Below are 23321 nucleotides of genomic sequence, written 5' to 3' on the forward strand. Positions count from 1 at the left end.
ATGCCTTCGACCTCGACCTCGACCTCTACCCGGCTGCAGGCCGTCGCCCTTCGGGAACTTCTGACGCTCCCAGAAAGCCGTCGTCTCGAGTTCAAGCGAGTCAGCGGCAAGATGGTGGGCAAGGCGCTGGAAACGATCTGCGCCTTTGCCAATGCGGAAGGCGGCACGCTGGTGCTGGGGGTGGCCGACCCGAAGGAGTTCACCGGCGAGGCCCGGCTGTTCGGCATCGAGGAGAACCCGGAAGCGGTGGACGAGTTGCAGCGCAAGCTGCTGACGGAGTTTTCGCCATCCATCGACACAGTGCGGTTGGCACGGCTGGGCTGCACGCTGCACGGCGGGCCTTCCAGCGGAAAGACAGGTTATCTGCTGCTGGTGCATGTGGGCCGTAGCAGCGGCGTGCACTCGATCACGCATGGCGGCACGTTCAAAAGGATGGACGCGAGCAACCGGCCAATGAGCGCCAGCGAGATCACGGAGCTTTCGTACCAGCGCGGGATCCGCAGCGCGACGAGCGAGCCCGTGGCCGTGGCGCTGGAGCGCTTGCGCACGCAGGCCTGGCTGCGCTTTGCTGACGCACGCGGCCCGCTGACGGGCAGTTTTGCCGAACAGCTGCTGAGGATTGGACTGGCCGACGAGGTGGCGGGGGAAGTTCGCCCACGGCGAGCTGCGGTGCTGCTCTTCGCCGATGAGCCGGGCAGCCTGCTTGCCGCGCTGGACTCGCGCGCCGATGTTCGCGTGATGGTGTACGACGGCAAGCAGGTGGTCACAGGTGCCACACCGAACTTGCGCAAGGCGCCCAAGACCCTTCGCGGCCCCTTGATCGACCTGATCGATGCCGCTGTGAAGACGGTGCTCGACGAACTGGCGCAAGGGCTAACACTCAGCAGCAGCGGCTTCAAGACCCTGCATGCCTACCCGGAGCGCGTGGTCAAGGAAGCCCTCGTCAACGCGATCGTGCACCGAGACTACCGGCTCAACCGGGACATTTTCGTGCGCATCTTCGACGACCGCATCGAAGTAGAAAGCCCCGGCCTGCTGCCCGGCAACATCGCGCCAGCGACCATCGCGCGCATGGGCTCCAAGGCGCGCAACCCACTGATTGCCGGCAACCTGCGCGAGTTTCGGGAACGACCGAACATCGATGCGGGCGAGGGGGTGCCCATGATGTTTGCCGAGATGGCCTTGGCGGATCTCTATCCTCCGCAGTACCGCCAGAACACCTCGACGGCGGTGGAGAGCGTCACGGTCACGCTCTTCAATCTGAAACGGCCATCGGCCTGGGATCAGGTCAGCGACTGGATCGACCGGAATGGCTCGATCGCCAATGCCGACGTGGTCAGAATCGCCGGGGTGGACACGCTGCGCGCTTCGAAGCTGTTGGCCGCCTGGCGCGATCAGGGGGTGCTGGTGCCTTTGCCCGGCCGGGGCAAGCGGAACATGGGTTACGCCAAGCCCAATGAGGCGCCGGCCGAGATGAGTTTGTTATCTCTTCTGGAAGATAACAAACCTGGGGAAGAATAAATTTCCTTTGACGACAACCACTTAGCGGTGACTTTGTTTTCTGGCCAGACAATGCCGCAGGGGCCAGGAGTGCTCACACGTCGAACCGCACCCCCTGCGCCAACGGCAGCTCGCGCGAGTAGTTGATGGTGTTGGTGGCGCGCCGCATGTAGTTGCGCCAGGCATCGGAGCCTGATTCGCGGCCGCCGCCGGTTTCCTTTTCGCCACCGAAGGCGCCGCCGATCTCCGCGCCCGAGGTGCCGAGGTTGACGTTGGCAATGCCGCAGTCCGAGCCCGCGGCCGAGAGAAAGAATTCCGTTTCGCGCAGGTCGTTGCCGAACACTGCCGACGAGAGGCCCTGCGGCACCGCGTTGTGCAGGGCGATGGCGTCCTCGAAGCGGTCATAGCCCAGCACGTAGAGGATGGGCGCAAAGGTCTCGTGGCACACCGTGGCCGTTTGCGAAGGCATCTCGACGATGGCCGGGTGCACGTAGAACGCGTCGGGATGCTGCGCAGCCAAAGCACGCGTGCCGCCTGACACCTTGCCGCCCTCCTTCGCCGCAGCCGCCAGCGCGGCCTGCATCGCGTCGAAGGCGGCCTGGTCGATCAGCGGGCCGACCAGCGTGCCGGCCACGCGCGGATCGCCGATGGGCAATGCCTCGTAGGCCTTGCGCAGTCGCGCGACCAGCACTTCGCGCACGCTCTCGTGCACGATCAGCCGGCGCGTGGTGGTGCAGCGCTGGCCAGCCGTGCCGGCTGCGGCGAACAGGATGCCGCGCACCGCGAGTTCGAGGTCGGCCGAGGGCGTGACGATGACGGCGTTGTTGCCGCCCAGCTCGAGCAGGCTGCGCCCGAAGCGCTGCGCCACGCGCGGACCCACTTCGCGGCCCATGCGGGTGCTGCCGGTGGCCGACACCAGCGGCACGCGTGCGTCGTCCACGATGGCCTCGCCCACGTCGCGCAGGCCGACGACCACGCCCGAAAGCCCGGCAGGCGCATCGCTGCCGAAACGCTTGGCGGCACGCTCGAACAGTGCCTGGCAGGCCAGCGCGGTGAGCGGTGTCTTCTCGGACGGCTTCCACACCACCGCATCGCCGCAGACGAAGGCAAGCGCCGCGTTCCATGACCACACGGCCGCCGGAAAATTGAAGGCGCTGATGACGCCCACCACGCCCAGCGGATGCCAGGTTTCCATCATGCGGTGGCCCGGCCGCTCCGACGCGATGGTCAGGCCGTACAGCTGGCGCGACAGGCCGACCGCGAAGTCGCAGATGTCGATCATCTCCTGCACCTCGCCGAGCCCTTCGGTCAGGATCTTGCCGGCCTCGAGCGAGACCACGGTGCCGAGCGCTTCCTTTTCGGCGCGCAGTTCTTCGCCGAGCAGGCGCACCAGCTCGCCGCGGCGCGGCGCGGGCACGGTGCGCCAGGCCAGGAAGGCCGCGTGGGCCTCGCCGACGGTGCGCGCCACGTCGGTCGGCGTGTGCATCGGTACCTGGCCGATGGTGCTGCCGTCGATCGGCGAGCGCACGCGCAGGCCGCCGCCGTTGTAGGCGGCGCGTGGCACGCCGATGCGGCCGAGCAAGGTCTGGATCTGGGCGGCGGGGGCGGTCATCGTCATCTGTGGGTGCCTCAACGTTCGATGGTCTTGTTCCAGCGCGTGTTCCACGCGGGGCGGTTGGCATTGACGCTTTCCCAGTCGACCGTGACGGCGTTCTTCATCCACTCGTTGATCTGCGCCACCTGCTTGGCCGCATCGCCGGTGGCGGGCGTCTTGGGGTTGGTCGGCAACTGGCTGCCATATTGCAGCGCCGCGGCCTGGGCCTGCGGGCTCAACAGGTATTCGGCGAGCTTCTGCGAGAGCTCGGGTTCGCTGTTGTTGGCGATGACGCACTGGCCCACGGTGAGCACCACCGAGCCTTCCTTGGGCTGGGCGTACTCGACCGGGATGCCCTTCTCCTTGAGCGCCGCCACGGCCGTGGGCGTGAGCGGGAAGAGCGCGGCCTCGCCGGTCTGCACCATCTCCGACAGCTTGGCCGAGCTCGGGATGTACTCGAGCACGTTCGGGCCGATGGTCTTGGGCCAGGCGTTGAAGCCGGGGTCGACGTTCTTGTCGTTGCCGCCCTGGATGCGGTTGAACATCAGGAAGCCGTGCAGGCCGAAGGACGACGACGGCATCGACTGGAACACCACCTTGCCCTTGAACTTGGGGTCGGCCATGTCCATCCACGAGGTGGGCGCAGCCCAGCCCTTCTCGGTGAACATCTTCTTGTTGTAGGCGATGCCGGTCATGCCGAGGCTCACGCCGCTGGCCATGTCGCCCTTGAAGCGCGCCGCGGGAAAGAGCTCGTTGAGCGCGGCGCTCGGGCGCTGCTTCTCGCACAGGCCCATGCCGATGGCGCGGTACATGATGCCGTCGTCGAGGAACATCACGTGCATCTGCGGCTTGTCCTTGTTGGCCTGGGCCTTGGCCAGGATGTCCGACGAGGTGCCGGGCACCACCACGACCTTGGCGCCGGTCTGCTTTTCGAATTCGCCGAACACGTACTGCGAGTACGTCTTCTCCATCGTGCCGCCGTTCATGCCGATGTAGAGCGTCTTGGCCTGCGCGAAGGCGACGCCGGCGGGCAGCAGGGATGCGAGGAAGGCGGCGGCGATCAGGGATGTCTTGCGGGTCATGGGGATTCCTTTCAGTGCGTGACGGAAGTGGCGTGGGGAACAGGCGGGGTGGAAGACGGGGACGAAACAGGCAGGCGATGGAAGCGATCGGCCGCGAAGGCATCGATGGGGGTGCTGCTGTGGCCCTTGCAGGCCAGCTCGGCCAGCACCTCGCCGGCGGCCGGGCCGATCTGGAAGCCCGCGCCCGAAAAGCCGAAGCCATGGAACAGCCCCGGCCTGCCGATGCTCGGGCCCAGCACCGGCTGCCGGTCGGGCAGGTAGCCCTCGCTGCCGCTCCAGGTGCGCAGGATGTGGGCATGCCGCAGCGCGGGCAGCAGCTCGATCGCCTGGCGGCACATGCCGTGGATGGTGCCGCGCTCGACGCGTGCGCGGTCGGCGTCGAGCGCGTAGCCCGCGCCGCCACCCATCACGACATTGCCGCGCGCTGCCTGCCGGCAATAGATGCCGCCGCCTTCGACGCCGAGGCTCCAGTCCATGAAGACCGGCAGTGGCTCGGTGACGGCCATCGCCGGGTTGCCGGTGCGCAGCGGCACCGCGTCGCCGAACTGTTCGGCGAGCGGGCCGGCCCAGGCGCCGGCGCAGTTGAGCAGCACCGGCGCACGCACCTCCAACGCGGCCGCGGTGGAGCGCAGCACGAAGCGCTGGCCGTCGTGCACCGCCTCATCAAGCGGCGTGCGCTCGAACACCTGCGCGCCCGCACGTTCGGCTGCGCGTGCAAACGCGGGCGACACGAGCCGTGGATTGGCCTGGCCGTCTTCGGGGCAGAACGAGCCGCCCAGCGCCTTGGGGCCGAGCCAGCCGGAACGCGCGCGCAAGGCCGCGCCCGTGATCATTTCAAGGCCGAGGTCGAAGTCACGGGTGAGTTCGCGGTAGCGCTCGAGCGCGGCCAGGTCGGCCTCGCTGCGCGCGATCTTGAAGTGGCCCGAGCGCAGGTATTCGCCGTCGGTGCCCAGCAAGGCCGTGAGTTCGCCCCAGATGCGGTGCGCACGTTGCGCGAGCGGCAGCTGGCTCAGCGGGCGGCCTTGCCGGCGCACGCCGCCGAAGTTGACGCCACTGGAGCGTGAACCGCAGAGGTCGCGCTCCAGCAGCACCACCTGCCGGCCCATGCGGCGCAGCGCCAGTGCTGCCGAGGCGCCGACGATGCCGCCGCCGACGATCGCCACATCGGTGTCGATGCGCCGCGTCATGACGACATGCCCTCGCTCGCGGCGACCAGCTGCATCGGGATCGGCTTGATCGGCGCCTGCCCGCGCAGGCGGCCAACCTGCTGCACCGGCTGGCCGGTGCAATGCGCCAGCACTTCGGCCGCGGCCACGCCGCACATGCGGCCCTGGCAACGGCCCATGCCGACGCGGCACAGCGCCTTCAGCCGGTTCATCTCGTCGGCACCGGTTTCGCGCACGGTCTGGCGCAAGGTGCCGGCGGTGACGTTTTCGCAGCGGCACACCACGAGCTCGTCAGGCGCGTGTGCGGCCCAATCTGCCGGGAAGGGAAAGGCGCGCTCGAGGCCGCCGCGAAAGCCGACGAGGCGGGCCAGCTTCTGTTCAAGCGATTGCGCGCGGGCCACATCGATCGCCATGCCGCGGTCGGCCAGCAACGCGAACGCCGCGCGCTCGCCGGCCCACTCGGCCGCGTCCGCGCCCATGATGCCGGCGCCGTCGCCGGCCAGGTAGATGCCAGCCACGCTGCTGCGACCGGCCGCATCGCGCTCGGGCAGGTGCGCGCGGTGCGGAGCGGCATAGGCGAAGCGGCAGCCGAGCAGGTCGGCCAGTTGCGTCTCGGAACGCAGCGCGTAGCCGAAGCCCACTGCATCGCATTCGAGCGTGCGCTCGCCCTGCCCATCGTGCCAGGCGACGCCGCGCACGCGTTCGTCGCCAAGCACCCGCAGGGGCCGCACGCCACCGTGGATCGGCACGCCATGCGCGCGCAGCCAGCCGACGTAGTACAGGCCCTTGAGCAGCACCGCCGGCTGGGAACTCATGGCCGGCAACGCGGCGACCTGGTCTGCGAGGCGCGCGGTGTCGAGCACCGCCACGACCTTGGCACCGGCCTTCGCATACTGGTAGGCCACGAGGTACAGCAGCGGCCCGGTGCCCATGAGCACCACGCGCTCGCCGATGGCACAGCCCTGGAACTTGAGCGCGACCTGCGCGCCGCCCAGCGTGTAGACGCCCGGCAGCGTCCAGCCCGGCATCGGCAGCACGCGGTCGGTGGCGCCGGTGGCGACGATGAGCTGCGCGAAGGCCACGCGCTGCGTGCGCTGGCTCGGGCCATGCAGCACGTCGAGCTGGTCGCCTTGCGCGTTCCACACCAGGCTGTCGGGCCGGTAGTCGACTTGCGCGTTCAGCGCGTCGAAGCTCTGGTGCAGCGCATCGGCGCGGCCCGACTCGAAGCCGTAGAGCGTGCGGCTGCTGCGGCCGAACTGCGGCGGCTGGCGCCGGTAGATCTGGCCGCCGGCGCGCGCGGCCTCGTCGATCAGCACCGGCCGCAGGCCGTGCGCCACCAGCGTCTGCGCCGCGCGCACGCCGGCCGGGCCGGCGCCGACGATCACGGGGGGCGCGGTGTCACCGTTCATGCGGCCTCCTGGACAGTGCCGGTCACCAATGACATGCCCGGCTGCACGAAGGTGGAGCAGGCGCGCAGGCGTTCGCCGTCGACGGTCTGCACCCAGCAGTCCTGGCACGCGCCCATCATGCAGAAGCCGGCGCGCGGCGCGCCGCTGAACTCGTTGCGGCGCAGCTGCCCGGTGTGCGTGAGCACGGCCGTGAGAACCGTGTCGCCCGCGAGCGCGGTGCGCGGCACGCCGTCGAGCACGAAAGGCACTTCGGCACGGCCGGTTTCGGCCAGGCGGCGCAGCAGTGGTTGCACGGCGCTCATGACCTTCCCACCAGCACGCGGTCAAGACCGTAGATGCGGTCGAGCAGCAGCATCGCCCCGGCCGTCACCGCGATCATCAATGCCGACACAGCGGCCATGAGCGGGTCGATCGACTCGGTCGCGTACATGTACATGCGCACCGGCAGCGTGACGGTCGACGGCGCGGTGACGAAGATCGACATCGTCACCTCGTCGAAGCTGTTAATGAAGGCCAGCAGCCAGCCGCCGGTGACGCCCGGCAGGATCATCGGCAGCGTGATGCGGCGGAACACCGTGGCCTGGCTTGCGCCGAGCGAAAGCGCCGCATGCTCGGCGCTGCGGTCGAAGCCCACCAGCGCCGCCACCACCAGCCGCAGGGTGTACGGCGTGACGATCACGGTGTGCGCCAGCACCAGCCAGCCGAAGCTGCCGGTGCCGCCGACCAGCGCGAACATGCGCAGCATGGCCACGCCGAGCACCAGGTGCGGAATGATCAGCGGCGAGAGAAACAGGCCGTTGAGAAAGTCGCGGCCCGGAAAGTCGTAGCGCGTGATGGCGATGCCGGCCGGCACCGCAAGCACCGTGGCCAGCGTGGCCGACCCCAGCGCGAGCCACAGGCTGTTCCAGAACGACAGCACGAAGTCCGGATGGCTGAACACCTCGCGGAACCACCGCAGCGAGAACGAGGTGGTCGGAATGGTGAGCGTGTTCTCGGGCGTGAACGCCACCACGCACACCACCAGCAGCGGCGCCAGCATGAAGGCGATGACGAGCGCGTTGAACGCCAGGGCGAAGGGGCCGTTGTTTCTCATGATGGCTATCCGAGCGCCTTCTTGTAGCGGCCTTCGACCATGCGGTTGAAGCTCAGCATCACGACCAGGTTGGCCGCCAGCAGCACCAGCGCAACGGTGGCGCCCAGCGGCCAGTTGAGCTCGTGCAGGTACTCGTCGTAGACGACGGTGGCCACCATCTTCAGGCGCCGCCCGCCGAGCAGGCCGGGGATGGCGAAAGAACTCGCGCTCAGGCCGAACACGATCAGGCTGCCCGACAGCACGCCCGGCATGACCTGCGGCAGCACCACGCGCCGCAGCGTGGTGAAGGGCGAGGCGTTGAGCGACAGCGCTGCGTTCTCGACGCCGGGGTCGAGCTTCTGCAGCGACGTCCAGACCGGGATCACCATGAAGGGCAGCATCACGTGCACCAGCGCGATGACCACCGCGATCTCGGTGTAGAGCATCTTGACCGGGCCGATGCCGATCCAGCGCAGCGCGCCGTTCACCAGACCCTCGGGGCCGAGCAGCATGCTCCAGCCGAAGGCGCGCACCACCACCGACACCAGCAGCGGCGCCAGCACGATCAGCAGCAGCACCGAACGCCAGGGGTTGCGCATGCGACTCAGCACATAGGCCTCGGGCGCACCGATGGCAACACAGATCAGCGTGACCAGCAGCGAGATCCAGAAGGTGCGCCAGAAGATGCCGAGGTAGTAGTGGTCGGTGAAGACGTGCACGTAGTGTTCGAGCGTGTACTGCCCCGCCTTGACGCCGGTGGCGGCGTCGTAGACGTTGAAGGACAGAACCGTCGTGAGCAGCAGCGGCACGAGCAGCAGCGTCGCGAACAGCAGGATGGCCGGGCCGGCCAGCAGCCAGGGCGCGGCAGGCTTGGCGCGGTTGCTCACACCATGGCCTCGGTTGCCACGGGCGCCTCGGCCGGCAGCAGCCGTGCGCAATGGTCGGGCCAGTCGAGCGCGGCGGCCTGGCCCACGGCCAGCGCATCGCGGCCGTCGTTGGGGCTCAGCACCGTCCACTCGCCCGCATCGGTCGCGAGGCGGTAGAGCCACTGGCTGCCGAGGAAGAAGCGCTCCTGCACCTCGGCATCGATGCGGCCGCTGCCGCGCGCCACCAGTTGCAGTTTCTCGGGCCGCACGCTGAAGAGTGCCGTGTCGCCGACCGCGAAGTGGGTGGCGTTGTCGACGGCCACATCGAACTGCCGCGCCCCGAGCGCGACGCGCACGCGGGTGCCGACCTCGCACACGCGCGCGTCGAGCAGGTTGGCCTTGCCGACGAAGGTGGAGATGAAGCGGGTCCGCGGATGCTCGTAGATGCGCATCGGCTCGTCGACCTGCGTCACCACGCCGGCCTGCATCACCACCACGCGGTCGCTCACCGACATGGCCTCGCTCTGGTCGTGCGTGACCATCACGGTGGTGGTGCCGACCTTGCGCTGGATCTGGCGCAGCTCGAACTGCATTTCCTCGCGCAGCTTGGCGTCGAGGTTGGACAGCGGCTCGTCGAGCAGCAGCACCGGCGGCTCGATGACGAGTGCGCGGGCCAGCGCCACGCGCTGGCGCTGGCCGCCCGACAGCTCGCGCGGATAGCGGGCCGCATGCGGCTCGAGGTGCACCAGCGAGAGCGCGCGGGCCACCCGCTCGCGGCGCTCGGCCTTGGGCATCTTGCGCATCTCGAGGCCGAAGCTCACGTTGTCGGCCACCGTCATGTGCGGGAACAGCGCGTAGCTCTGGAACACGATGCCCAGCCCGCGCGTGTTGGCCTTGGCATGCGTGATGTCGCGCCCGGCCAGCGTGATGGTGCCGCTGCTGACCGACTCGAAGCCCGCCACCATCTGCAGCGTGGTGGTCTTGCCGCAGCCCGACGGCCCCAGCAGGGAAACGAATTCGCCCTGCTCGACCGACAGGTTCATCGCCGAAACCGCGCGCGTGCTGCCGTAGAGCTTGCTCACGTCGCTCAAGGTGAGAAATGACATGGAGAACACTCCTTCGTGTATTCCACTCTATTGCAACAGCCGAGCCAGCTTCGTTCGGGTATTCCATCAAACGGAATGTTTCTTTGATTTATTCCGTTGAACGGAATATGAAGGCGCTATAGTGGACTGCAGATTTCACAGGATGACCCCATGGCCACACCCGAAGCAGCCCCCGGCGCCGTGCCACGCGTTTTCTCGCTCATGCGCGCCCTGGCCGAAGCCCCATCCGGGGGCGCCCGCGTCACCCAGTTGGCGCTCGATGTGGGGCTGACCCAGGCCACCGTGCACCGGCTGCTGCGCTCGCTGGTGGCCGAAGGCATGGTCGAGCAGGATGCGCGCAGCAAGCTCTACCGGCTCAGCGTCGACTTCTTCGCGCTGGCCGCGCGCGCCGGCAACCCCGGCGACCTGCGCAGCCTGTGCCGGCCGGCGATGCTGCGCCTGTGCGGCAGCCTGGGCGACACCATCTTCCTGATGGTGCGCAGCGGCTTCGATGCGGTGTGCCTGGACCGCAGCGAAGGGCCGTTTCCGATCCGCTCGTTCGTCGGCGACGTGGGTGGCCGGGTCGCCCTGGGTGTGGGCCAGGGCGCGCTCGCCATCCTCGCCTTCCTGCCCGAAGCCGAGCGCGAGGAGGTGATCCGCTTCAACCTGTCGCGGGTGCGCGAGTACGGCGTGTACGACGAGGTCTATCTGCGCACCGAGATCGAGCGCGTGCGCCAGGCCGGCTTTGCCGGCCGCAGCACCGGCCTGCTCGAAGGCATGGCCGGTGTCGCGGTGCCGATCTGCGACCGCGAAGGCCGCGCGGTCGCCGCGCTGAGCGTCGGCACCATCGCAGACCGCCTGAGCCCGGATCGCATGCCAACCGTGGTGGAACTGCTGCGCCGCGAAGCGGCCACCATCGGGCCGAAGATCAACCCCTTCGACCCGACCTTGCGCCAGCCCTCGCGGCGGCTCGCGGCCGCAGACAACAAGGATCTCTAGCGCGAGGGAGCTTCGAGCACGCGGTTCTCGCGCGCGGGCGAGCGGCGCAGGTAAGGGCCGTCGCCCACGTCCGTCTTGGCGGCACCGGCAATCGCAGTCTTGGTGCTGCCCGCCGCCGGGCAGGCGCCACCGCTGCGCAGGCTCAGCGCCGCCGCCAGCCGCGCCTCGGCGGGGTCGCCCAATGCATGACCGAAGTCGTCGGCCACGGCACAGGTGGGTGCGAAGCCGTCTCCATAGTCGCCGAAGCCCTGCGCGTTGACGCCCTGGAACTGGATCGCGAAGTAGGTGGTGCCGCAGTTGTCCTGCGGATAGAAGCCGTAGGGCTTGCCGCAGGTGGCGCCGCCGACCAGGTTGACCGCAACGCCAACGCCGCGCAATGAATTGACCACCGACTCGCTGGCCGAACAGGTGTCCGGCCCGGTCAGCACCGTGACGCGCGACAGCCCCAGTTGCGGCAGCGCCTGGCCGGCGGTGGTCGAGTAGCCGCGCGTGGTGCCGTAGAACGGCACGGCACCCAGTGCGGGGTTCAGGCCGAACGGGTTCTTGTCGTTGAACAGCAGCCGCTCGAAGATCCTGCCCTGCGTGGCGGCGGGCGTGGCCACCATGAAGGCCAGCTCGCTGGCCACGGCCAGCAGGCCGCCGCCGTTGTAGCGCATATCGATCACCAGGTCGGCGATGCCGGCGGTCTTGAACTGGTTCACGGCGCTGATCAGCTGCGCCTCGGCCGGTTCGTTGTGGTCGTTGAATTGCAGGTAGCCGACGCGGCCGCTCGCCGTGTCGATGGTCTTCACGTTCTGCACCGGCGTGCTGGTGACGTTGGCCGAGGTGAGCGTCACGCTGCGCGTGCTGCCGTCGGGCAGGCCGAGCTTGAAGCCGTGCTGCTCGCCGGCCTTGGCCGGGGCGAGGCCGGCGTTGAGCCGGGCGGTGTCGGTGCCGCTGACGACATCGACGCCATCGATCTCGAGCAGCTTCGCGCCGCGGCCGATGCCGGCCACGGCGGCCGCGGCGCCCGGCTCGACATAGGCCACGCGCAGATCGCGCGGCACGGTGCTGCTCAGAAAGGCGATCTCCATGCCATAGCCGGCCGACACGCCCGACTGGGACAGCGCGCGGTAGACGGCAGTGTCGTAGGTGAAGTGAAAGCGGTCCTTGGCGCGGCCCGACGCCGTGACGGCCGGTGTCTTGAGCGCGGCGAAGTAGGCGATCGGCGTGGCGTACGCGGCCGGCTGCAGACCGGTCGGCACCTCGGCGTACCAGAGGTAGGTTTCGTTGATCCAGCCGCGCAGCCAGCGCTTCTCGTCGGCGAGCGAGCCCGGCCGGTCGGGGAAGGCTGCGCCGGTGTCGGGGTCGACGCCGAAGCGCGGCGCGGCGCAGAGCCCGGCCACGGTGGACGAGGCGACGATGACCTCGGCATCGGCTGTGGCCGGCGCGACGGCCGGGGCCGAAGCAATGGGCAGGAATCCGCCGCCGCCGCCCCCTCCGCCACCCCCGCAGGCCGCGAGGACCGCGAGGGCACAGATGGCGGCGACGCCTGCAAGGTGGCGTCGCACGGCGCTACTGCACAAAACCCATGCCACGCGATTCGCGCACTTCGGGCTTGATGCGATGCTCGGCCTCGAGCTGCTCGAGAAACTCGGCCGCCGAGAACTCGGTCGCAAGGATGTCGGTCTGGCGCTTCACCGCGGCGAAGTCGCCCGGGCAGAGCTGATCCATCCTGGCCAGGCGCACGCGCAGATCGCCGGTCATCAGCGTCGCGTCGCCCGCCAGCGCCTCGGTGATGAACATGCGTTCGCGCTGGGTGGCCGTGAGCGGCATGAACTTGATCTTGAAGGTGAAGCGCCGCAGCGCCGCCTGGTCGAGCCGGTCCATCAGGTTGGTGGTGCAGACGAACACGCCGTTGAAGCGCTCCATGCCCTGCAGCATCTCGTTGACCTCGGTGACCTCGTAGGTACGCTGCGCGCCACGGCGGTCCTGCAGGAAGGAGTCGGCCTCGTCGAGCAGCAGCACGGCTTTCTCGGCCTCGGCCTCCTTGAACATGGCGGCCATGTTCTGTTCGGTTTCGCCGACGTACTTGCTCATCAGGTCGCTGGCCTGCTTGATGATGAGCGGCCGGCCGATGGCACGGGCCAGGTGCTCGGCCAGCGCGGTCTTGCCGGTGCCGGGCGCACCGTAGAAGCACAGCGTGCCGTGGCCGCGCGCCCTGACCGCCTCCACGATGCGCGGGATCTCGAAGCGCGTCTCGACGTTGAGCATGTCGAGGTCGTAGGTCGTGACGCTGCGGCGCTCGCCGCGGCCCCGGTCGGTGGTGCCGAGTGCGAGATCGGCATTCTTGAGCTGCCGCTCGATCAGCGATTCGACCGACACATCCTCGGTCTTGGCAAGGTCGGCAAAACGCGCCGCGGTGCGGATCTGCGCGGGCGTCAAACCCTTGCGCTCGGCCAGTTTGGCGGTAAAGGCCTCCGACACGGCCACGCCCTCGAGCGTCTTGCGCACGAGTTGCTCGCGCGCGCCGGGCGGGGGCGACTTGAGTTCGAGGTGATAGGCAAAGCGGCGCCGGAAAGCCGGGTCGATCTGCTCGATGCGGTTGGTCACCCACAGCGTGGGCACGGCGTTCGTTTCGAGGATCTGGTTGACCCAGGCCTTGCCGCTGACGCTGCCGCTGGTCGGTGCCGGCATCTGCTCGGCGCGCGACATGTACTGCGCTGCCTCGGTGCTGATCGGCGGGAACACGTCTTCGACCTCGTCGAAGAGCAGCGCGGCCCGGGCGCTGCCCTTGAGAAATACCTGCGCGATCTGCAGCGAACGGTAGCGGTCGCGGCCGCTCAGCGAATTGCCGTCGCGGTCGGCGTACTCCACTTCGAACAGCTCGAGCCCCGCCGCCTGCGCCACCACCTTGGCCAGCTCGGTCTTGCCGGTGCCGGGCGGGCCGTACATCAGCACGTTGACGCCGGGCTCCTTGCGCGCAACGGCAGCGCGCAGCAGCGTGATGAGCATCTGCGCTTCGTCGGACACGAAGGCGAAATCGTCGACTGCGAGTGCGCTCTTGGCCGACGGCCGGGTGAACACGGCCATCAGTTCGTTCTGGTCGCGGTACTCGCGCATCAGCACCGGGGGCAGCTTCTCGCTGACCTTCATGAGGTCGGCCAGGTCGGTGATGTTGTGTTCGGAAATGAGGTTCTCGACCAGGCCGATGCGCTCCAGCCGGGAACCGGCACGCAACGCCTCGCCCACATCGCTGGCGTTGACGCCGGCCACTTCGGCGATTGCGGCATAGGCCTCGGGCGCGTTGTTGACCTTGAACTCGACCAGCAGCGAGCGCAGGTCGCGCTGGTAGCGCGCGAGCGTGCCGTAGAGCAGCAGCGCGCGCTCGGCCTTGTTGAGCAGCAGCAGGCCGGCGAGCGCGTCGATGTTCTTCTCGACCAGCGTGGATTGCTTGCGCAACGCATGCGTGAGCCAGTCGCGCGTGGCCGAGAGCACCGAGAGCAGATCCTTCGGCTGGTCCTTGGCGTATTCGTCGAGGTAGAAGAACAGCGTGCCCTCCTCGTACGGGCCGCGCCAGACGCCGTGGCGCTCCAGCAGCGTGCGCCCGTCGAAGCCCTCGACGCCCTTCCAGATTTCGTTGCCGGCGCAACGCCGGCCAAGGAACTCGCGCAAACGGTGCAGCACGGGAGCGGGCCACACGAGATGACGGCCCGTCAGCGACAGCAGGCCATTGAGATCGCGTCGCACATTGAAGCGCGGGCCCTGCTTGGCCGCGAGCGTGAGCACGAAGTGCGAGCACATGAGCTCGAGCACCGGCGCACCCTTGAGTCCGGGCGAAGGCAGAGCCTGGCCGCGCGCGGCAGCCACCACCTCATCAACACCGGAACGTTTGACCATCGGAGCACCTTTTGTAGAGCCGACTCAGAGCGACCATAACGCAGACTTTTGGGTTCTGGAAGACATGGGAACAGTAAAAACCCTGATGTTGTGAATCCGTCCACAATCGCCGCCATGGTTGGAATCGAAGACATCAGCAGGGCCGCACAGCGCCTGCGCGGGCAATTGCTCGATACGCCGTGCGTGGAATCGCGCACGCTATCGGACATCGTCGGCGCGCAGGTGTTCCTCAAGTTCGAAAACTTGCAGTTCACCGCGTCGTTCAAGGAGCGTGGCGCCTGCAACAAACTGGTCGAATTGACCGAGGGCACGCCTCCGCGCGGCGTGGTGGCAATGTCGGCCGGCAACCACGCGCAGGGCGTGGCCTATCACGCACAACGGCTGGGCCTGCGCGCGCTGATCGTGATGCCGCGCTTCACGCCCGGCGTGAAGATCGAGCGCACCCGCGGCTTCGGCGCCGAGGTGGTGCTGCATGGCGACACGCTCGACGCCGCGCGCGCCCATGCGTTCGAGCTGGCCGAGCGCGAGGGCCTGGCCTTCGTGCACCCCTACGACGACGAGGCCATCATCGCGGGCCAGGGCACGGTCGCGCTCGAGATGCTCGATGCGGTGCCTGATCTGGACATGCTGGTGGTGTCGGTCGGCGGTGGCGGGCTCATCGCAGGCATGGCGATCGCGGCGCGGGCGCGCAGGCCGGGCATCGAGATCGTCGGCGTCCAGACCTCGCGCTTCCCGGCGATGGTCAATGCGGTGCAGGGCACGCACCATGTGCAGGGCAGCAGCACGATCGCCGAAGGCATTGCCGTCGGCACGCCGGGCAGGCTGACGCAGGAAATCATCAAGCGCCTGGTCGACGATCTGCTGCTGGTGGACGAGGGCGACATCGAGCAGGGCGTCCTGATGCTGCTCGAAATCGAAAAGACGCTGGTCGAGGGCGCGGGCGCGGCCGGCCTCGCGGCACTCCTGCGGCATCCGGAGCGCTTTCGCGGCAAGAAGGTCGGCCTGGTCCTGTCGGGCGGCAACATCGACCCGCTGCTGCTCGCGGCCATCATCGAGCGCGGCATGGTGCGGGCCGGACGGCTGGCCCGCGTGCGGGTCAGCGCCCGCGATGTGCCGGGTTCACTGGCCCAGATCACGGCGACCGTGGCCGAAGCGGGCGCCAACATCGACGAGGTGCACCACCAGCGCGCCTTCACCATGCTGGCAGCCCAGAACGTCGATGTCGAACTGGTGCTGCAGACGCGCGGGCGGCCGCATCTGGCGGCGGTGCTCGGTGCCCTGCATGAGGCCGGCTTCGCCGCCGAGGAACAGCGATAGGCCGACCGGCCAGTGCTCCCTGTCCTACGACCAACCGGGCTGACCCTTAGGCGCGGCCCGCGACCCCACCGGTAAAATAGCCGCCAGTTTCGAGAACCTGAGGTACTACTAATGTCTACACCCACCCCTGTCGAGCCGGCCCACGGCGCCGCTGTCGAGAAAGACGCGGTCGAGTCAATCGTGCCGTTGATGCCGCTCGTGCTGCCGCTCGCCGGCGGCGTCCTGATGCTGTTGCTGGCATCGATCGCCGTCTACATGGCCTGAGCCCCTCGGCTGTGCGGGCCCCTGTGCGGGCCCGCCGGGCGCTCCTTCGAAACTCCGGCAGAAAACGTTTTCTCCAACGGCCTTCGTGCGCATCGGCGCCGAGGTTCGTTTGAAAAGACGATTTTCAAAACCCAGGAGACTTCCGATGAACGCACCCGTGATGAAGGGCTTGAACCTTCAGGCACCCTCTTATGTCAAGAACGCGAAGCTGATCGCGTGGGTGGCCGATATGGCCGCACTCTGCAAACCCGACAACATCCATTGGTGCGACGGCAGCACCGAAGAGTACGACCGTCTCTGCCAGCAATTGGTGGACGCCGGCACCTTCAAGAAGCTCAACCCGGCCAAGCGGCCGAACTCCTACCTCGCGTCATCCGACCCGAGCGACGTGGCGCGCGTGGAAGACCGCACCTTCATCTGCGCTGAAAAGAAAGAAAACGCCGGCCCCACCAACAACTGGATGGCACCGGCCGAGATGCGCGCCACGCTGCAGCCGCTGTTCGACGGCTGCATGAAGGGCCGCACGATGTACGTGGTGCCGTTCAGCATGGGCCCGCTCGGCTCGCCGATTGCCCACATCGGCATCGAGCTCTCCGACAGCGCCTACGTGGCGGTCAACATGAAGATCATGACGCGCATGGGCCGTGCCGTGCACGACGTGCTCGGTGTCGACGGCGACTTCGTGCCCTGCGTCCACACGGTCGGCGCGCCGCTCGAAGCCGGGCAGAAAGACGTGGCCTGGCCCTGCAACAAGACCAAGTACATCGTCCACTACCCTGAAACGCGCGAGATCTGGAGCTACGGCTCGGGCTACGGCGGCAATGCGCTGCTCGGCAAGAAGTGCTTTGCGCTGCGCATCGCATCGAACATGGGCCGCGACGAAGGCTGGCTCGCCGAGCACATGCTGATCCTTGGCGTGACCAACCCCGAGGGCAAGAAGTACCACGTGGCTGCTGCGTTCCCGAGCGCCTGCGGCAAGACCAACTTCGCGATGCTGATTCCGCCGGCCGGCCTCGAAGGCTGGAAGGTCACCACCATCGGCGACGACATCGCCTGGATCAAGCCGCAGGCCGACGGCCGCCTGCGCGCGATCAACCCCGAAGCCGGGTACTTCGGCGTGGCGCCCGGCACCAACGTGCAGACCAATCCGAACTGCATGGCCAGCATCGAGCGCGACACCATCTTCACCAACGTGGCGCTGACCGACGACGGCGACGTCTGGTGGGAAGGCATGGGCGACGCACCGGCCCACGCGATCGATTGGCAGGGCAACGAATGGACGCCCGCCATCGCGAAGGAAACCGGCGCCAAGGCGGCACACCCGAACGCCCGCTTCACCGTCGCTGCCACCAACAACCCGGCGCTCGACGAAGCCTGGGACGACCCGAAGGGCGTGGCGATCGACGCCTTCATCTTCGGTGGCCGCCGCTCGACCACCGTGCCGCTGGTGACCGAAGCGCGCAGCTGGGTCGAAGGCGTCTACATGGCCGCCACGATGGGCTCGGAGACGACCGCCGCGGCCACCGGCCAGGCCGGCGTGGTGCGGCGCGACCCGTTCGCGATGCTGCCGTTCATGGGCTACAACATGAGCGACTACTTCCAGCACTGGCTCGACCTCGGCAAGAAGCTCGACGCGTCGGGCGCGAAGCTGCCGAAGATCTACACCACCAACTGGTTCCGCAAGGGTGCCGATGGCAAGTTCGTCTGGCCGGGCTACGGCGAGAACATGCGCGTGCTCAAGTGGATGATCGAGCGCATCGAGCACAAGGCCGAGGGCACCGAGCACGTGTTCGGCGTGAGCCCGCGCTACCAGGATCTGAGCTGGAAGGGCCTCGACTTCAGCGCCGAGCAGTTCGACACCGTCACCAGCATCGACAAGTCGGCCTGGCGCGACGAGCTGAAATTGCACGAAGAGCTGTTCGCGCAGCTTGCGCACCACCTGCCGAAGGAACTGCCGGCAACCAAGGCCGCGATCGAGGAGCGGCTGGAGGCCTGAGGCCTGCCCCGGCTCCCGGAGCCGACGCCATGAAAAAAGCCGCCCAAGGGCGGCTTTTTTGCGGGAGCCGCGAGGGCTCAGTAGTAGCGCGAAGCGTTCAGGCGGCGCATGGCTTCGTACAGCGTGGGCACTTGCCCTTCTTCCGAACGCCTTGCCTTCAGCGCGGGCGCTGCGGGCTGGGTGCCGGCTGCCACTTCGGCATCCGAGTTGCGGCGCGAGATCGCGGCTTGCAGCTCCTGCATCACGCGCGGGTCGCTCTGGGCGGTGGCCAGGAAGCGGGCATCGGCGCGGGCGGCGGCACGGTTCTGGGCCGATTCACGGAACACCGCAGCAACGCGGGCGAAGCCGGCGCGGAAAATATCCGCGTAGAGCGCCAGGGCGGCGAACGCGAAGGCGCACAGCGCAACCCAAGCCGCCAGCACGCTGGCCTCGGTCCAGTTGGACACGAGCGTGTCGACGACCACCATCGCGGAGGCCAGCACGGCCACCAGCAACAGCAGAATCAGATGGCGCGAGCTGGCGCCGTTGCGGCGGACTTCGCTGAAGCGGCCGAACAGGATCTCGGCGCGCTGCACGCCGGGATGGACTTGGGGTTGGTCAACGTGGACAAAACTGGTCATGGTGGATTCCTCCAAGGAACGAATGGCCGAAGCCGATGCAGTGATATTAGGGGTTTCCCTAGTGTTATTCCACTTTATCTTTCTGATGTTTATCATTCACCACGATGATAAATGTCAACTTTCGCACGCTGGATCTCAACCTGCTGCGCGTCTTCGACGAGGTAATGGCCGAGCGCAACCTCACCCGCGCGGCCCGCAACCTGTCGCTGACCCAGCCGGCGGTGAGCAATGCACTGCGGAGGCTGCGCGACGTGCTGGGCGACGAACTGGTTCGCCGCTCGGGCGCGGGTGTCGAGCCCACGCCGCGCGCGCTGGCGCTCTGGCCCACCATCCGCGACGCGCTGCGGCACCTGCAGCACACGCTGGCACCCAGCGACTTCGACCCGGGCACAGCCGACACCAGCTTCGTGCTGGCGATGGCCGATGCCACCGCGGCCGAGCTGATCCCGGGCCTGGTGCAGATTGCCGAACGCGAGGCGCCCGGCATCTCGATCCGGGTGGTGCCGTTGACCACGCGCGACCCGCGCCAGTTGCTCGAGAGCGAGGGCGCTGACATGGCGGTCGGCTACTTTCCGGCGGTGCTGGCCAGCCTGACGGCGCGCGGCCAGTCGGGTGCCGCCGTGCCATTCGAGACGCAGCGGCTCTATGTCGGCCAGTACGTGTGCGTGATGCGGCGCGACCATCCGCTCGCCGACCAGCCGCTGACGCTCGACGACTACTGCGCCGCGCGCCATCTGCTCGTGAGTTTTTCGGGCCGGCCCTACGGCTTCGTCGATCAGACGCTCGGCACGCTCGGACGCGAGCGGCGCATCGTGGTGACGGTGAACCAGTTTTTCACGGCGGGCCGGGTGGTCGCCAATTCAGACCTGCTGACGGTGCTGCCGCGCCATTTCGTCAACGTGACCGGCATCGACGACCAGCTGGTGCTGCGCGATTTGCCGTTCGACCAGCCACTGCTGCATGTCGACGCCGTCTGGCATCGCCGCGCCCAGCACGGTCATTCGCATGAATGGCTGCGGGATGCACTGGTGCGCTCCGCCGCGGTGGCGTTTGCGCGCTCGGTCATCGGGCAGAAGGTGCCCGAAGGGGGCTGAAGCTCAGCGCACAACGCGCAGCCAGGCGCTCGCGGCTTCGCGCAGCTCGTGCGCGTGGTGCGGGTCGACGCCGGCACACGAATCGGCGCTTTCAAGCAGCGCGGCGGCCGGGCTCGAAGGCACAACGGCGGCGGGGGAACGGAAAAAACCAATCAATTGACCAAACAACGAAAACATACGGATGCACGGCCTTGGACCGTGCTGGTGTGGTGATGTACTCAAGGTTAAGGGTTTTCCCTAGTCTTTCAAGCCCGACTTCATGCCCGATGCGCATGGGCACATTCCCCTAGACTGGCCCGCAATGAAGCTGCAACTGCTATCCGACCTGCACCTCGAATCGCACCCCCGCTTCGTGCCGGAGCCTGCACCGGACGCCGATCTGCTGGTGCTGGCGGGCGACATCGGCTCCTACCAGAACGGATCGCGCCTGACCGACCCCGACTTCGGCCTGGGCCGCTTCTCCCCGAAAAACGGCTGGCCGACGCCGGTGATCTATGTGCCCGGCAACCACGAGTACGACGGCGACGACTTCGACGCGGTGCACGCCCGGTTGCGCGACAGCTGCGACGCGCTCGGCATCCTCTGGCTGGAGCGCGAAACGCGGGTGATCGGCGGCATCCGCTTCATCGGCACCACGCTCTGGAGCGACTTCGACGCGCTGGTGGACCCGGCCGCCGGCATGACCGAGCAGCTCAAGGCCCGCGGCAAGGCGATGCGCGCGGCCAATTTCTACCTGGAGAAAGCGGCCACGGTGCGGGCCGGCCAGCCCTTCATGGCCGATGCATTGAGAGAGCACTCACTTACGTGCCAGGTATGGCTGCGCAATGCATTGGCCGAGCCTTACGATGGCACCACGGTGGCGATCACGCATTTTGCGCCGACCCTCGCGAGCGCCGACCCGCGCTACGGCCTGACGCCGGGCACCGCCGGTTTCTGCAATTCGCTCGACGAACTGCTGCCGCTGGCCTCGCTCTGGCTGCATGGTCACCTGCACTGCGCGTTCGACTATGTGAAGGACGGCTGCCGCGTGGTCGCCAACCCGCTCGGCTACCGCAGCAAGGGCGAGCAGGAAAGCTTCAAGCCGACGCTGTGCGTCGAGGTGCGCTGAAGGCTCAGCGCGCCGACAGCCCGGCGAAGCAGCTTTCGAGCACCATGTCGACGATTTGCGCGTCGCTGTACTTGTCGCCGGCCTTGAGGAACTCGAGCACCGGATCGCAGGCCCGCGCGAACAGCGTGTAGAGCACCGCGATGGCCGGCAGCTTGCTGCTCAGCGTGCCGTTGGCCTGCGCCGCCTTGATCCAGCCGCCGAGCGTGTCGCTCACGCCCATCAGGCGGTCGATGTAGGCGCGGTTGGCCATCAGGGTGGTGCGCAGCGAGGAGCTCTGATGCGGCAGTGACGGCATTTCGCCGGCCAGTTGCACCTCCATGGCCCAGCGGGCCACCGCCTTGAGCTGATCGAGCGGATCGCCGTCGGCCGGCAACGCGGCCATGAAATCCTGCGTCCGCTTCATGATCCGCACCATTGCGGCAGCGGCCAGGTCTTCCTTGCTCGGGAAATGCTTGTAGAGGCTGGCCTTGGCGATGCCCACGGCGGCGGCCACCTCGTCGACCGTCATCGCTTCGAAGCCCTTTTCGGCCAGCAACCGGTTGACGGCCTGGACGATCGCTTCCTCGCGGGCCACGAGCATCTGCTCCTTGAAAGACGGTTTGGGCGCAACGACGGCCGAGTTCATGCCAGGATTCTAGTCCCGCGCGTCACCGAACAGCCGACCCGCCTGTGAAGCTACTGCACAGTCTCGATCAGAACCCACGCGTCATGCTGACTCGACGCCCGCACGGCCGGCCTGCACCACAAAAGCGGCCTGCCGGGTGAACACCGCATCCACCGGCACTGGGTGCGGCGTGGCGCGCATCTCGCAGTGCAGCGCGTCCGGCGTCACGTCGACCAGGGCCCAGCCGCGCTGGTCGCCGCGGGCATGCTTCACGTCCGGGTTGTCGCGCCGCAGGCGCGCCATCGCGGTCTTGCTGGCGCCGTGCGCAGTGACCGAGCCGCCGATGAACTCGCTTGCCACCACCGGCGAGGCGCTGTCGTTGGGCCCCACGCGCAGGTCGGCGGCCACATGGCGGTGCACGTCGCCGCCCAGCGAGACCACGTCGCGCACACCGGCGTCCACGATGCCCTGCAACAGGCGCTGGCGCGCCGCGGGGTAGCCGTCCCACGCGTCCGTCCAGGTGCTGCGGCCTGCGGGCGTCTCGATGCCGGTGGCGCTGACCTGCGTGGCCTGGCCCAGCAGCTTCCAGCGCCGCGACGAACCCGCCAGGCCCTGTGCAAGCCAGCGCTCCTGCTCGGCGCCCAGCATCGTGCGCGACGGGTCGGCGAGCTCGCTACAGCCGATCACCGAACGGCCCGCATCACGCTGCGGATCGGGGCAGGCGTGGTGGCTGCGGTACTGGCGCGAGTCGAGCGTCCACAACTCGGCCAGCCGGCCCCACTGGAAGCGGTCGTGGATGCGCATGGCCGGGCCTTCGGGCGCGATCGCCATCGGCATGTGCTCGAAGTAGGCGCGGTAGGCCGCAGCGCGCCGGCGCAGGAACCGCGCGGGATCGCTGTAGCCGGGATCGCGGTCGTCCGCGTAGTCGTTCACCACCTCGTGGTCGTCCAGCGTCACGATCCACGGGTGCGCCGCGTGCGCGGCCTGCAGGTCGGCATCGCGCTTGTAGAGCGCATGGCGCGCGCGGTACTCGTCGAGCGTGTGCGGCACGGGGCTGCCGTGCTGGCGCGCGGTGTAGGCCGGGCTGCTGCCTTCGTAGATGTAGTCGCCGACGAACAGCACGAAGTCGATGTCCCGTGCGGCGATCTCGCGGTGCGCGGCGAAGAAGCCCTGCTCGTAATGCTGGCAGGACGCCAGCGCGAGCCGCAGCCGGCGCACGTCCGCTTCGGCCGCAGGCGCCGTGCGGGTGTGGCCCACAGGGCTCACCGCATTGCCGCAGGCAAACCGGTACCAGTAGTCGCGACCCGGCTGCAGCCCCTGCGCCAGCACATGGACGCTGAAGCCGCGCGACGGCCAGGCCGTCGCTTCGCCTTGCTGCACCGGCTGGCGCAACGCGGCATCGCCGTAGATTTCATAGCGGACTGCGAAGGCCGCACGGTCGCCGGCGGCCGGTTCCTCCTGGAGTTCCGGGGCGGCCAGCCGTGTCCACAGCACCACGCTGTCGGGCCGCGGCTGGCCGCTTGCCACGCCGAGCGTGAACGGGTCGCTGGCCCAGCGCGGATCGTTGGCAGCGCGCGCACCGGTCGTGGCGCCCCAACTGCCCAGGGCAAGCCAGAGCGCGGCGCGGTGGAAGTCTCGGCGACGAAGCTGCATCGCGGCCATTGTC

General features: G+C 68.3%; 20 protein-coding genes. 7 read left to right on the forward strand and 13 right to left on the reverse strand.

The window, feature by feature from the left end:
- Entirely contained in the window at positions 1 to 1521 is a 1521-nt protein-coding gene (locus QTI05_RS08785) for an RNA-binding domain-containing protein (RefSeq protein ID WP_286623959.1), read from the forward strand.
- A 73-nt stretch (positions 1522 to 1594) separates the two neighbouring features.
- Here QTI05_RS08785 and amaB read toward each other — a convergent pair whose 3' ends face one another.
- Genes amaB through QTI05_RS08825 form a run of 8 tightly spaced genes read right to left on the reverse strand, consistent with a single transcriptional unit; the run spans position 1595 to position 9795 of the window.
- Positions 1595 to 3112: an L-piperidine-6-carboxylate dehydrogenase gene (gene amaB, locus QTI05_RS08790; RefSeq protein WP_286624646.1), complete on the reverse strand. Its 1518-nt coding sequence runs from the start codon at positions 3110 to 3112 to the stop codon at positions 1595 to 1597.
- Between the two features lie 17 nt (positions 3113 to 3129).
- Positions 3130 to 4176: an ABC transporter substrate-binding protein gene (locus QTI05_RS08795; protein ID WP_286623960.1), complete on the reverse strand. Its 1047-nt coding sequence runs from the start codon at positions 4174 to 4176 to the stop codon at positions 3130 to 3132.
- Positions 4177 to 4187: 11 nt separating this feature from the next.
- A complete protein-coding gene (locus QTI05_RS08800) occupies positions 4188 to 5363 on the reverse strand; it encodes an NAD(P)/FAD-dependent oxidoreductase (RefSeq protein WP_286623962.1) in 1176 nt (391 codons plus the stop codon).
- Positions 5360 to 6751: an NAD(P)/FAD-dependent oxidoreductase gene (locus QTI05_RS08805; RefSeq protein WP_286623965.1), complete on the reverse strand. Its 1392-nt coding sequence runs from the start codon at positions 6749 to 6751 to the stop codon at positions 5360 to 5362. The genes QTI05_RS08800 and QTI05_RS08805 overlap by 4 nt, the downstream gene beginning before the upstream one ends.
- Entirely contained in the window at positions 6748 to 7053 is a 306-nt protein-coding gene (locus QTI05_RS08810) for a (2Fe-2S)-binding protein (RefSeq protein WP_286623967.1), read from the reverse strand. Before QTI05_RS08810 ends, QTI05_RS08805 begins: the two co-directional genes overlap by 4 nt.
- On the reverse strand, positions 7050 to 7844 hold the full coding sequence (locus tag QTI05_RS08815) for an ABC transporter permease (RefSeq protein ID WP_286623968.1): 795 nt from the start codon (positions 7842 to 7844) through the stop codon (positions 7050 to 7052). The genes QTI05_RS08810 and QTI05_RS08815 overlap by 4 nt, the downstream gene beginning before the upstream one ends.
- Before the next feature lie 5 nt (positions 7845 to 7849).
- The gene (locus QTI05_RS08820; RefSeq protein ID WP_286623971.1) at positions 7850 to 8710 is read right to left on the reverse strand and encodes an ABC transporter permease; all 861 of its coding nucleotides are present in this window, start codon (positions 8708 to 8710) and stop codon (positions 7850 to 7852) included.
- Positions 8707 to 9795, reverse strand: coding sequence for an ABC transporter ATP-binding protein (locus tag QTI05_RS08825; RefSeq protein WP_286540686.1), 1089 nt, complete (start codon positions 9793 to 9795; stop codon positions 8707 to 8709). The genes QTI05_RS08820 and QTI05_RS08825 overlap by 4 nt, the downstream gene beginning before the upstream one ends.
- 150 nt (positions 9796 to 9945) lie before the next feature.
- Here QTI05_RS08825 and QTI05_RS08830 point away from each other — a divergent pair, with 150 nt between their 5' ends.
- Complete coding sequence (locus tag QTI05_RS08830; RefSeq protein WP_286540685.1) at positions 9946 to 10773, forward strand: IclR family transcriptional regulator; 828 nt, start codon at positions 9946 to 9948, stop codon at positions 10771 to 10773.
- Here the strand turns inward: QTI05_RS08830 and QTI05_RS08835 are convergent.
- Complete coding sequence (locus QTI05_RS08835) at positions 10770 to 12323, reverse strand: S41 family peptidase (RefSeq protein WP_286623973.1); 1554 nt, start codon at positions 12321 to 12323, stop codon at positions 10770 to 10772. The genes QTI05_RS08830 and QTI05_RS08835 overlap by 4 nt on opposite strands.
- Before the next feature lie 4 nt (positions 12324 to 12327).
- Positions 12328 to 14652 carry an ATP-binding protein gene (locus tag QTI05_RS08840; RefSeq protein WP_286623975.1) on the reverse strand — a complete coding sequence of 775 codons (2325 nt, stop codon included), beginning with the start codon at positions 14650 to 14652 and terminating at the stop codon, positions 12328 to 12330.
- Positions 14653 to 14766: 114 nt separating this feature from the next.
- Between QTI05_RS08840 and QTI05_RS08845 the strand changes: the two genes are divergently transcribed.
- The 3 genes from QTI05_RS08845 to QTI05_RS08855 all read left to right on the forward strand — a co-directional run bounded on the left by QTI05_RS08845 (position 14767) and on the right by QTI05_RS08855 (position 18229).
- The gene (locus tag QTI05_RS08845; RefSeq protein ID WP_286540680.1) at positions 14767 to 15969 is read left to right on the forward strand and encodes a threonine ammonia-lyase; all 1203 of its coding nucleotides are present in this window, start codon (positions 14767 to 14769) and stop codon (positions 15967 to 15969) included.
- 111 nt (positions 15970 to 16080) lie between these two features.
- Positions 16081 to 16233: a hypothetical protein gene (locus QTI05_RS08850; protein ID WP_286623977.1), complete on the forward strand. Its 153-nt coding sequence runs from the start codon at positions 16081 to 16083 to the stop codon at positions 16231 to 16233.
- Between the two features lie 145 nt (positions 16234 to 16378).
- The gene (locus tag QTI05_RS08855) at positions 16379 to 18229 is read left to right on the forward strand and encodes a phosphoenolpyruvate carboxykinase (GTP) (protein ID WP_286623979.1); all 1851 of its coding nucleotides are present in this window, start codon (positions 16379 to 16381) and stop codon (positions 18227 to 18229) included.
- Positions 18230 to 18306: 77 nt separating this feature from the next.
- On the opposite strand, the gene QTI05_RS08860 is transcribed toward QTI05_RS08855, so the two are convergent.
- Positions 18307 to 18849, reverse strand: coding sequence for a hypothetical protein (locus QTI05_RS08860; RefSeq protein WP_286623980.1), 543 nt, complete (start codon positions 18847 to 18849; stop codon positions 18307 to 18309).
- 107 nt (positions 18850 to 18956) lie between these two features.
- On the opposite strand from QTI05_RS08860, the gene QTI05_RS08865 reads away from it, so the two are divergent.
- Positions 18957 to 19943, forward strand: a complete 987-nt coding sequence (locus QTI05_RS08865; RefSeq protein WP_444812892.1) for a LysR family transcriptional regulator — start codon at positions 18957 to 18959, stop codon at positions 19941 to 19943.
- 301 nt (positions 19944 to 20244) lie between these two features.
- Complete coding sequence (locus QTI05_RS08870; protein WP_286623982.1) at positions 20245 to 21051, forward strand: metallophosphoesterase; 807 nt, start codon at positions 20245 to 20247, stop codon at positions 21049 to 21051.
- 4 nt (positions 21052 to 21055) lie between these two features.
- Here QTI05_RS08870 and QTI05_RS08875 read toward each other — a convergent pair whose 3' ends face one another.
- A complete protein-coding gene (locus QTI05_RS08875; RefSeq protein ID WP_286540672.1) occupies positions 21056 to 21676 on the reverse strand; it encodes a TetR/AcrR family transcriptional regulator in 621 nt (206 codons plus the stop codon).
- A gap of 81 nt (positions 21677 to 21757) precedes the next feature.
- The gene (locus QTI05_RS08880; RefSeq protein WP_286623983.1) at positions 21758 to 23308 is read right to left on the reverse strand and encodes an alkaline phosphatase D family protein; all 1551 of its coding nucleotides are present in this window, start codon (positions 23306 to 23308) and stop codon (positions 21758 to 21760) included.
- Between the last annotated feature and the right edge of the window lie 13 nt (positions 23309 to 23321).

This window comes from Variovorax fucosicus (assembly GCF_030316825.1).
Lineage (GTDB): Bacteria > Pseudomonadota > Gammaproteobacteria > Burkholderiales > Burkholderiaceae_C > Variovorax > Variovorax fucosicus.

Bases quoted from the DNA above. Each gene is read 5' to 3' on its own strand.
- QTI05_RS08850 (WP_286623977.1), top strand. From the start codon at position 16,081: ATGTCTACACCCACCCCTGTCGAGCCGGCCCACGGCGCCGCTGTCGAG.
- QTI05_RS08825 (WP_286540686.1), bottom strand. From the start codon at position 9,795: ATGTCATTTCTCACCTTGAGCGACGTGAGCAAGCTCTACGGCAGCACG.
- QTI05_RS08815 (WP_286623968.1), bottom strand. From the start codon at position 7,844: ATGAGAAACAACGGCCCCTTCGCCCTGGCGTTCAACGCGCTCGTCATC.
- QTI05_RS08805 (WP_286623965.1), bottom strand. From the start codon at position 6,751: ATGAACGGTGACACCGCGCCCCCCGTGATCGTCGGCGCCGGCCCGGCC.
- QTI05_RS08840 (WP_286623975.1), bottom strand. From the start codon at position 14,652: ATGGTCAAACGTTCCGGTGTTGATGAGGTGGTGGCTGCCGCGCGCGGC.
- QTI05_RS08855 (WP_286623979.1), top strand. From the start codon at position 16,379: ATGAACGCACCCGTGATGAAGGGCTTGAACCTTCAGGCACCCTCTTAT.
- QTI05_RS08875 (WP_286540672.1), bottom strand. From the start codon at position 21,676: ATGAACTCGGCCGTCGTTGCGCCCAAACCGTCTTTCAAGGAGCAGATG.
- QTI05_RS08810 (WP_286623967.1), bottom strand. From the start codon at position 7,053: ATGAGCGCCGTGCAACCACTGCTGCGCCGCCTGGCCGAAACCGGCCGT.
- QTI05_RS08785 (WP_286623959.1), top strand. From the start codon at position 1: ATGCCTTCGACCTCGACCTCGACCTCTACCCGGCTGCAGGCCGTCGCC.
- QTI05_RS08845 (WP_286540680.1), top strand. From the start codon at position 14,767: ATGGTTGGAATCGAAGACATCAGCAGGGCCGCACAGCGCCTGCGCGGG.
- QTI05_RS08795 (WP_286623960.1), bottom strand. From the start codon at position 4,176: ATGACCCGCAAGACATCCCTGATCGCCGCCGCCTTCCTCGCATCCCTG.
- QTI05_RS08830 (WP_286540685.1), top strand. From the start codon at position 9,946: ATGGCCACACCCGAAGCAGCCCCCGGCGCCGTGCCACGCGTTTTCTCG.
- QTI05_RS08860 (WP_286623980.1), bottom strand. From the start codon at position 18,849: ATGACCAGTTTTGTCCACGTTGACCAACCCCAAGTCCATCCCGGCGTG.
- amaB (WP_286624646.1), bottom strand. From the start codon at position 3,112: ATGACCGCCCCCGCCGCCCAGATCCAGACCTTGCTCGGCCGCATCGGC.
- QTI05_RS08870 (WP_286623982.1), top strand. From the start codon at position 20,245: ATGAAGCTGCAACTGCTATCCGACCTGCACCTCGAATCGCACCCCCGC.
- QTI05_RS08880 (WP_286623983.1), bottom strand. From the start codon at position 23,308: ATGCAGCTTCGTCGCCGAGACTTCCACCGCGCCGCGCTCTGGCTTGCC.
- QTI05_RS08800 (WP_286623962.1), bottom strand. From the start codon at position 5,363: ATGACGCGGCGCATCGACACCGATGTGGCGATCGTCGGCGGCGGCATC.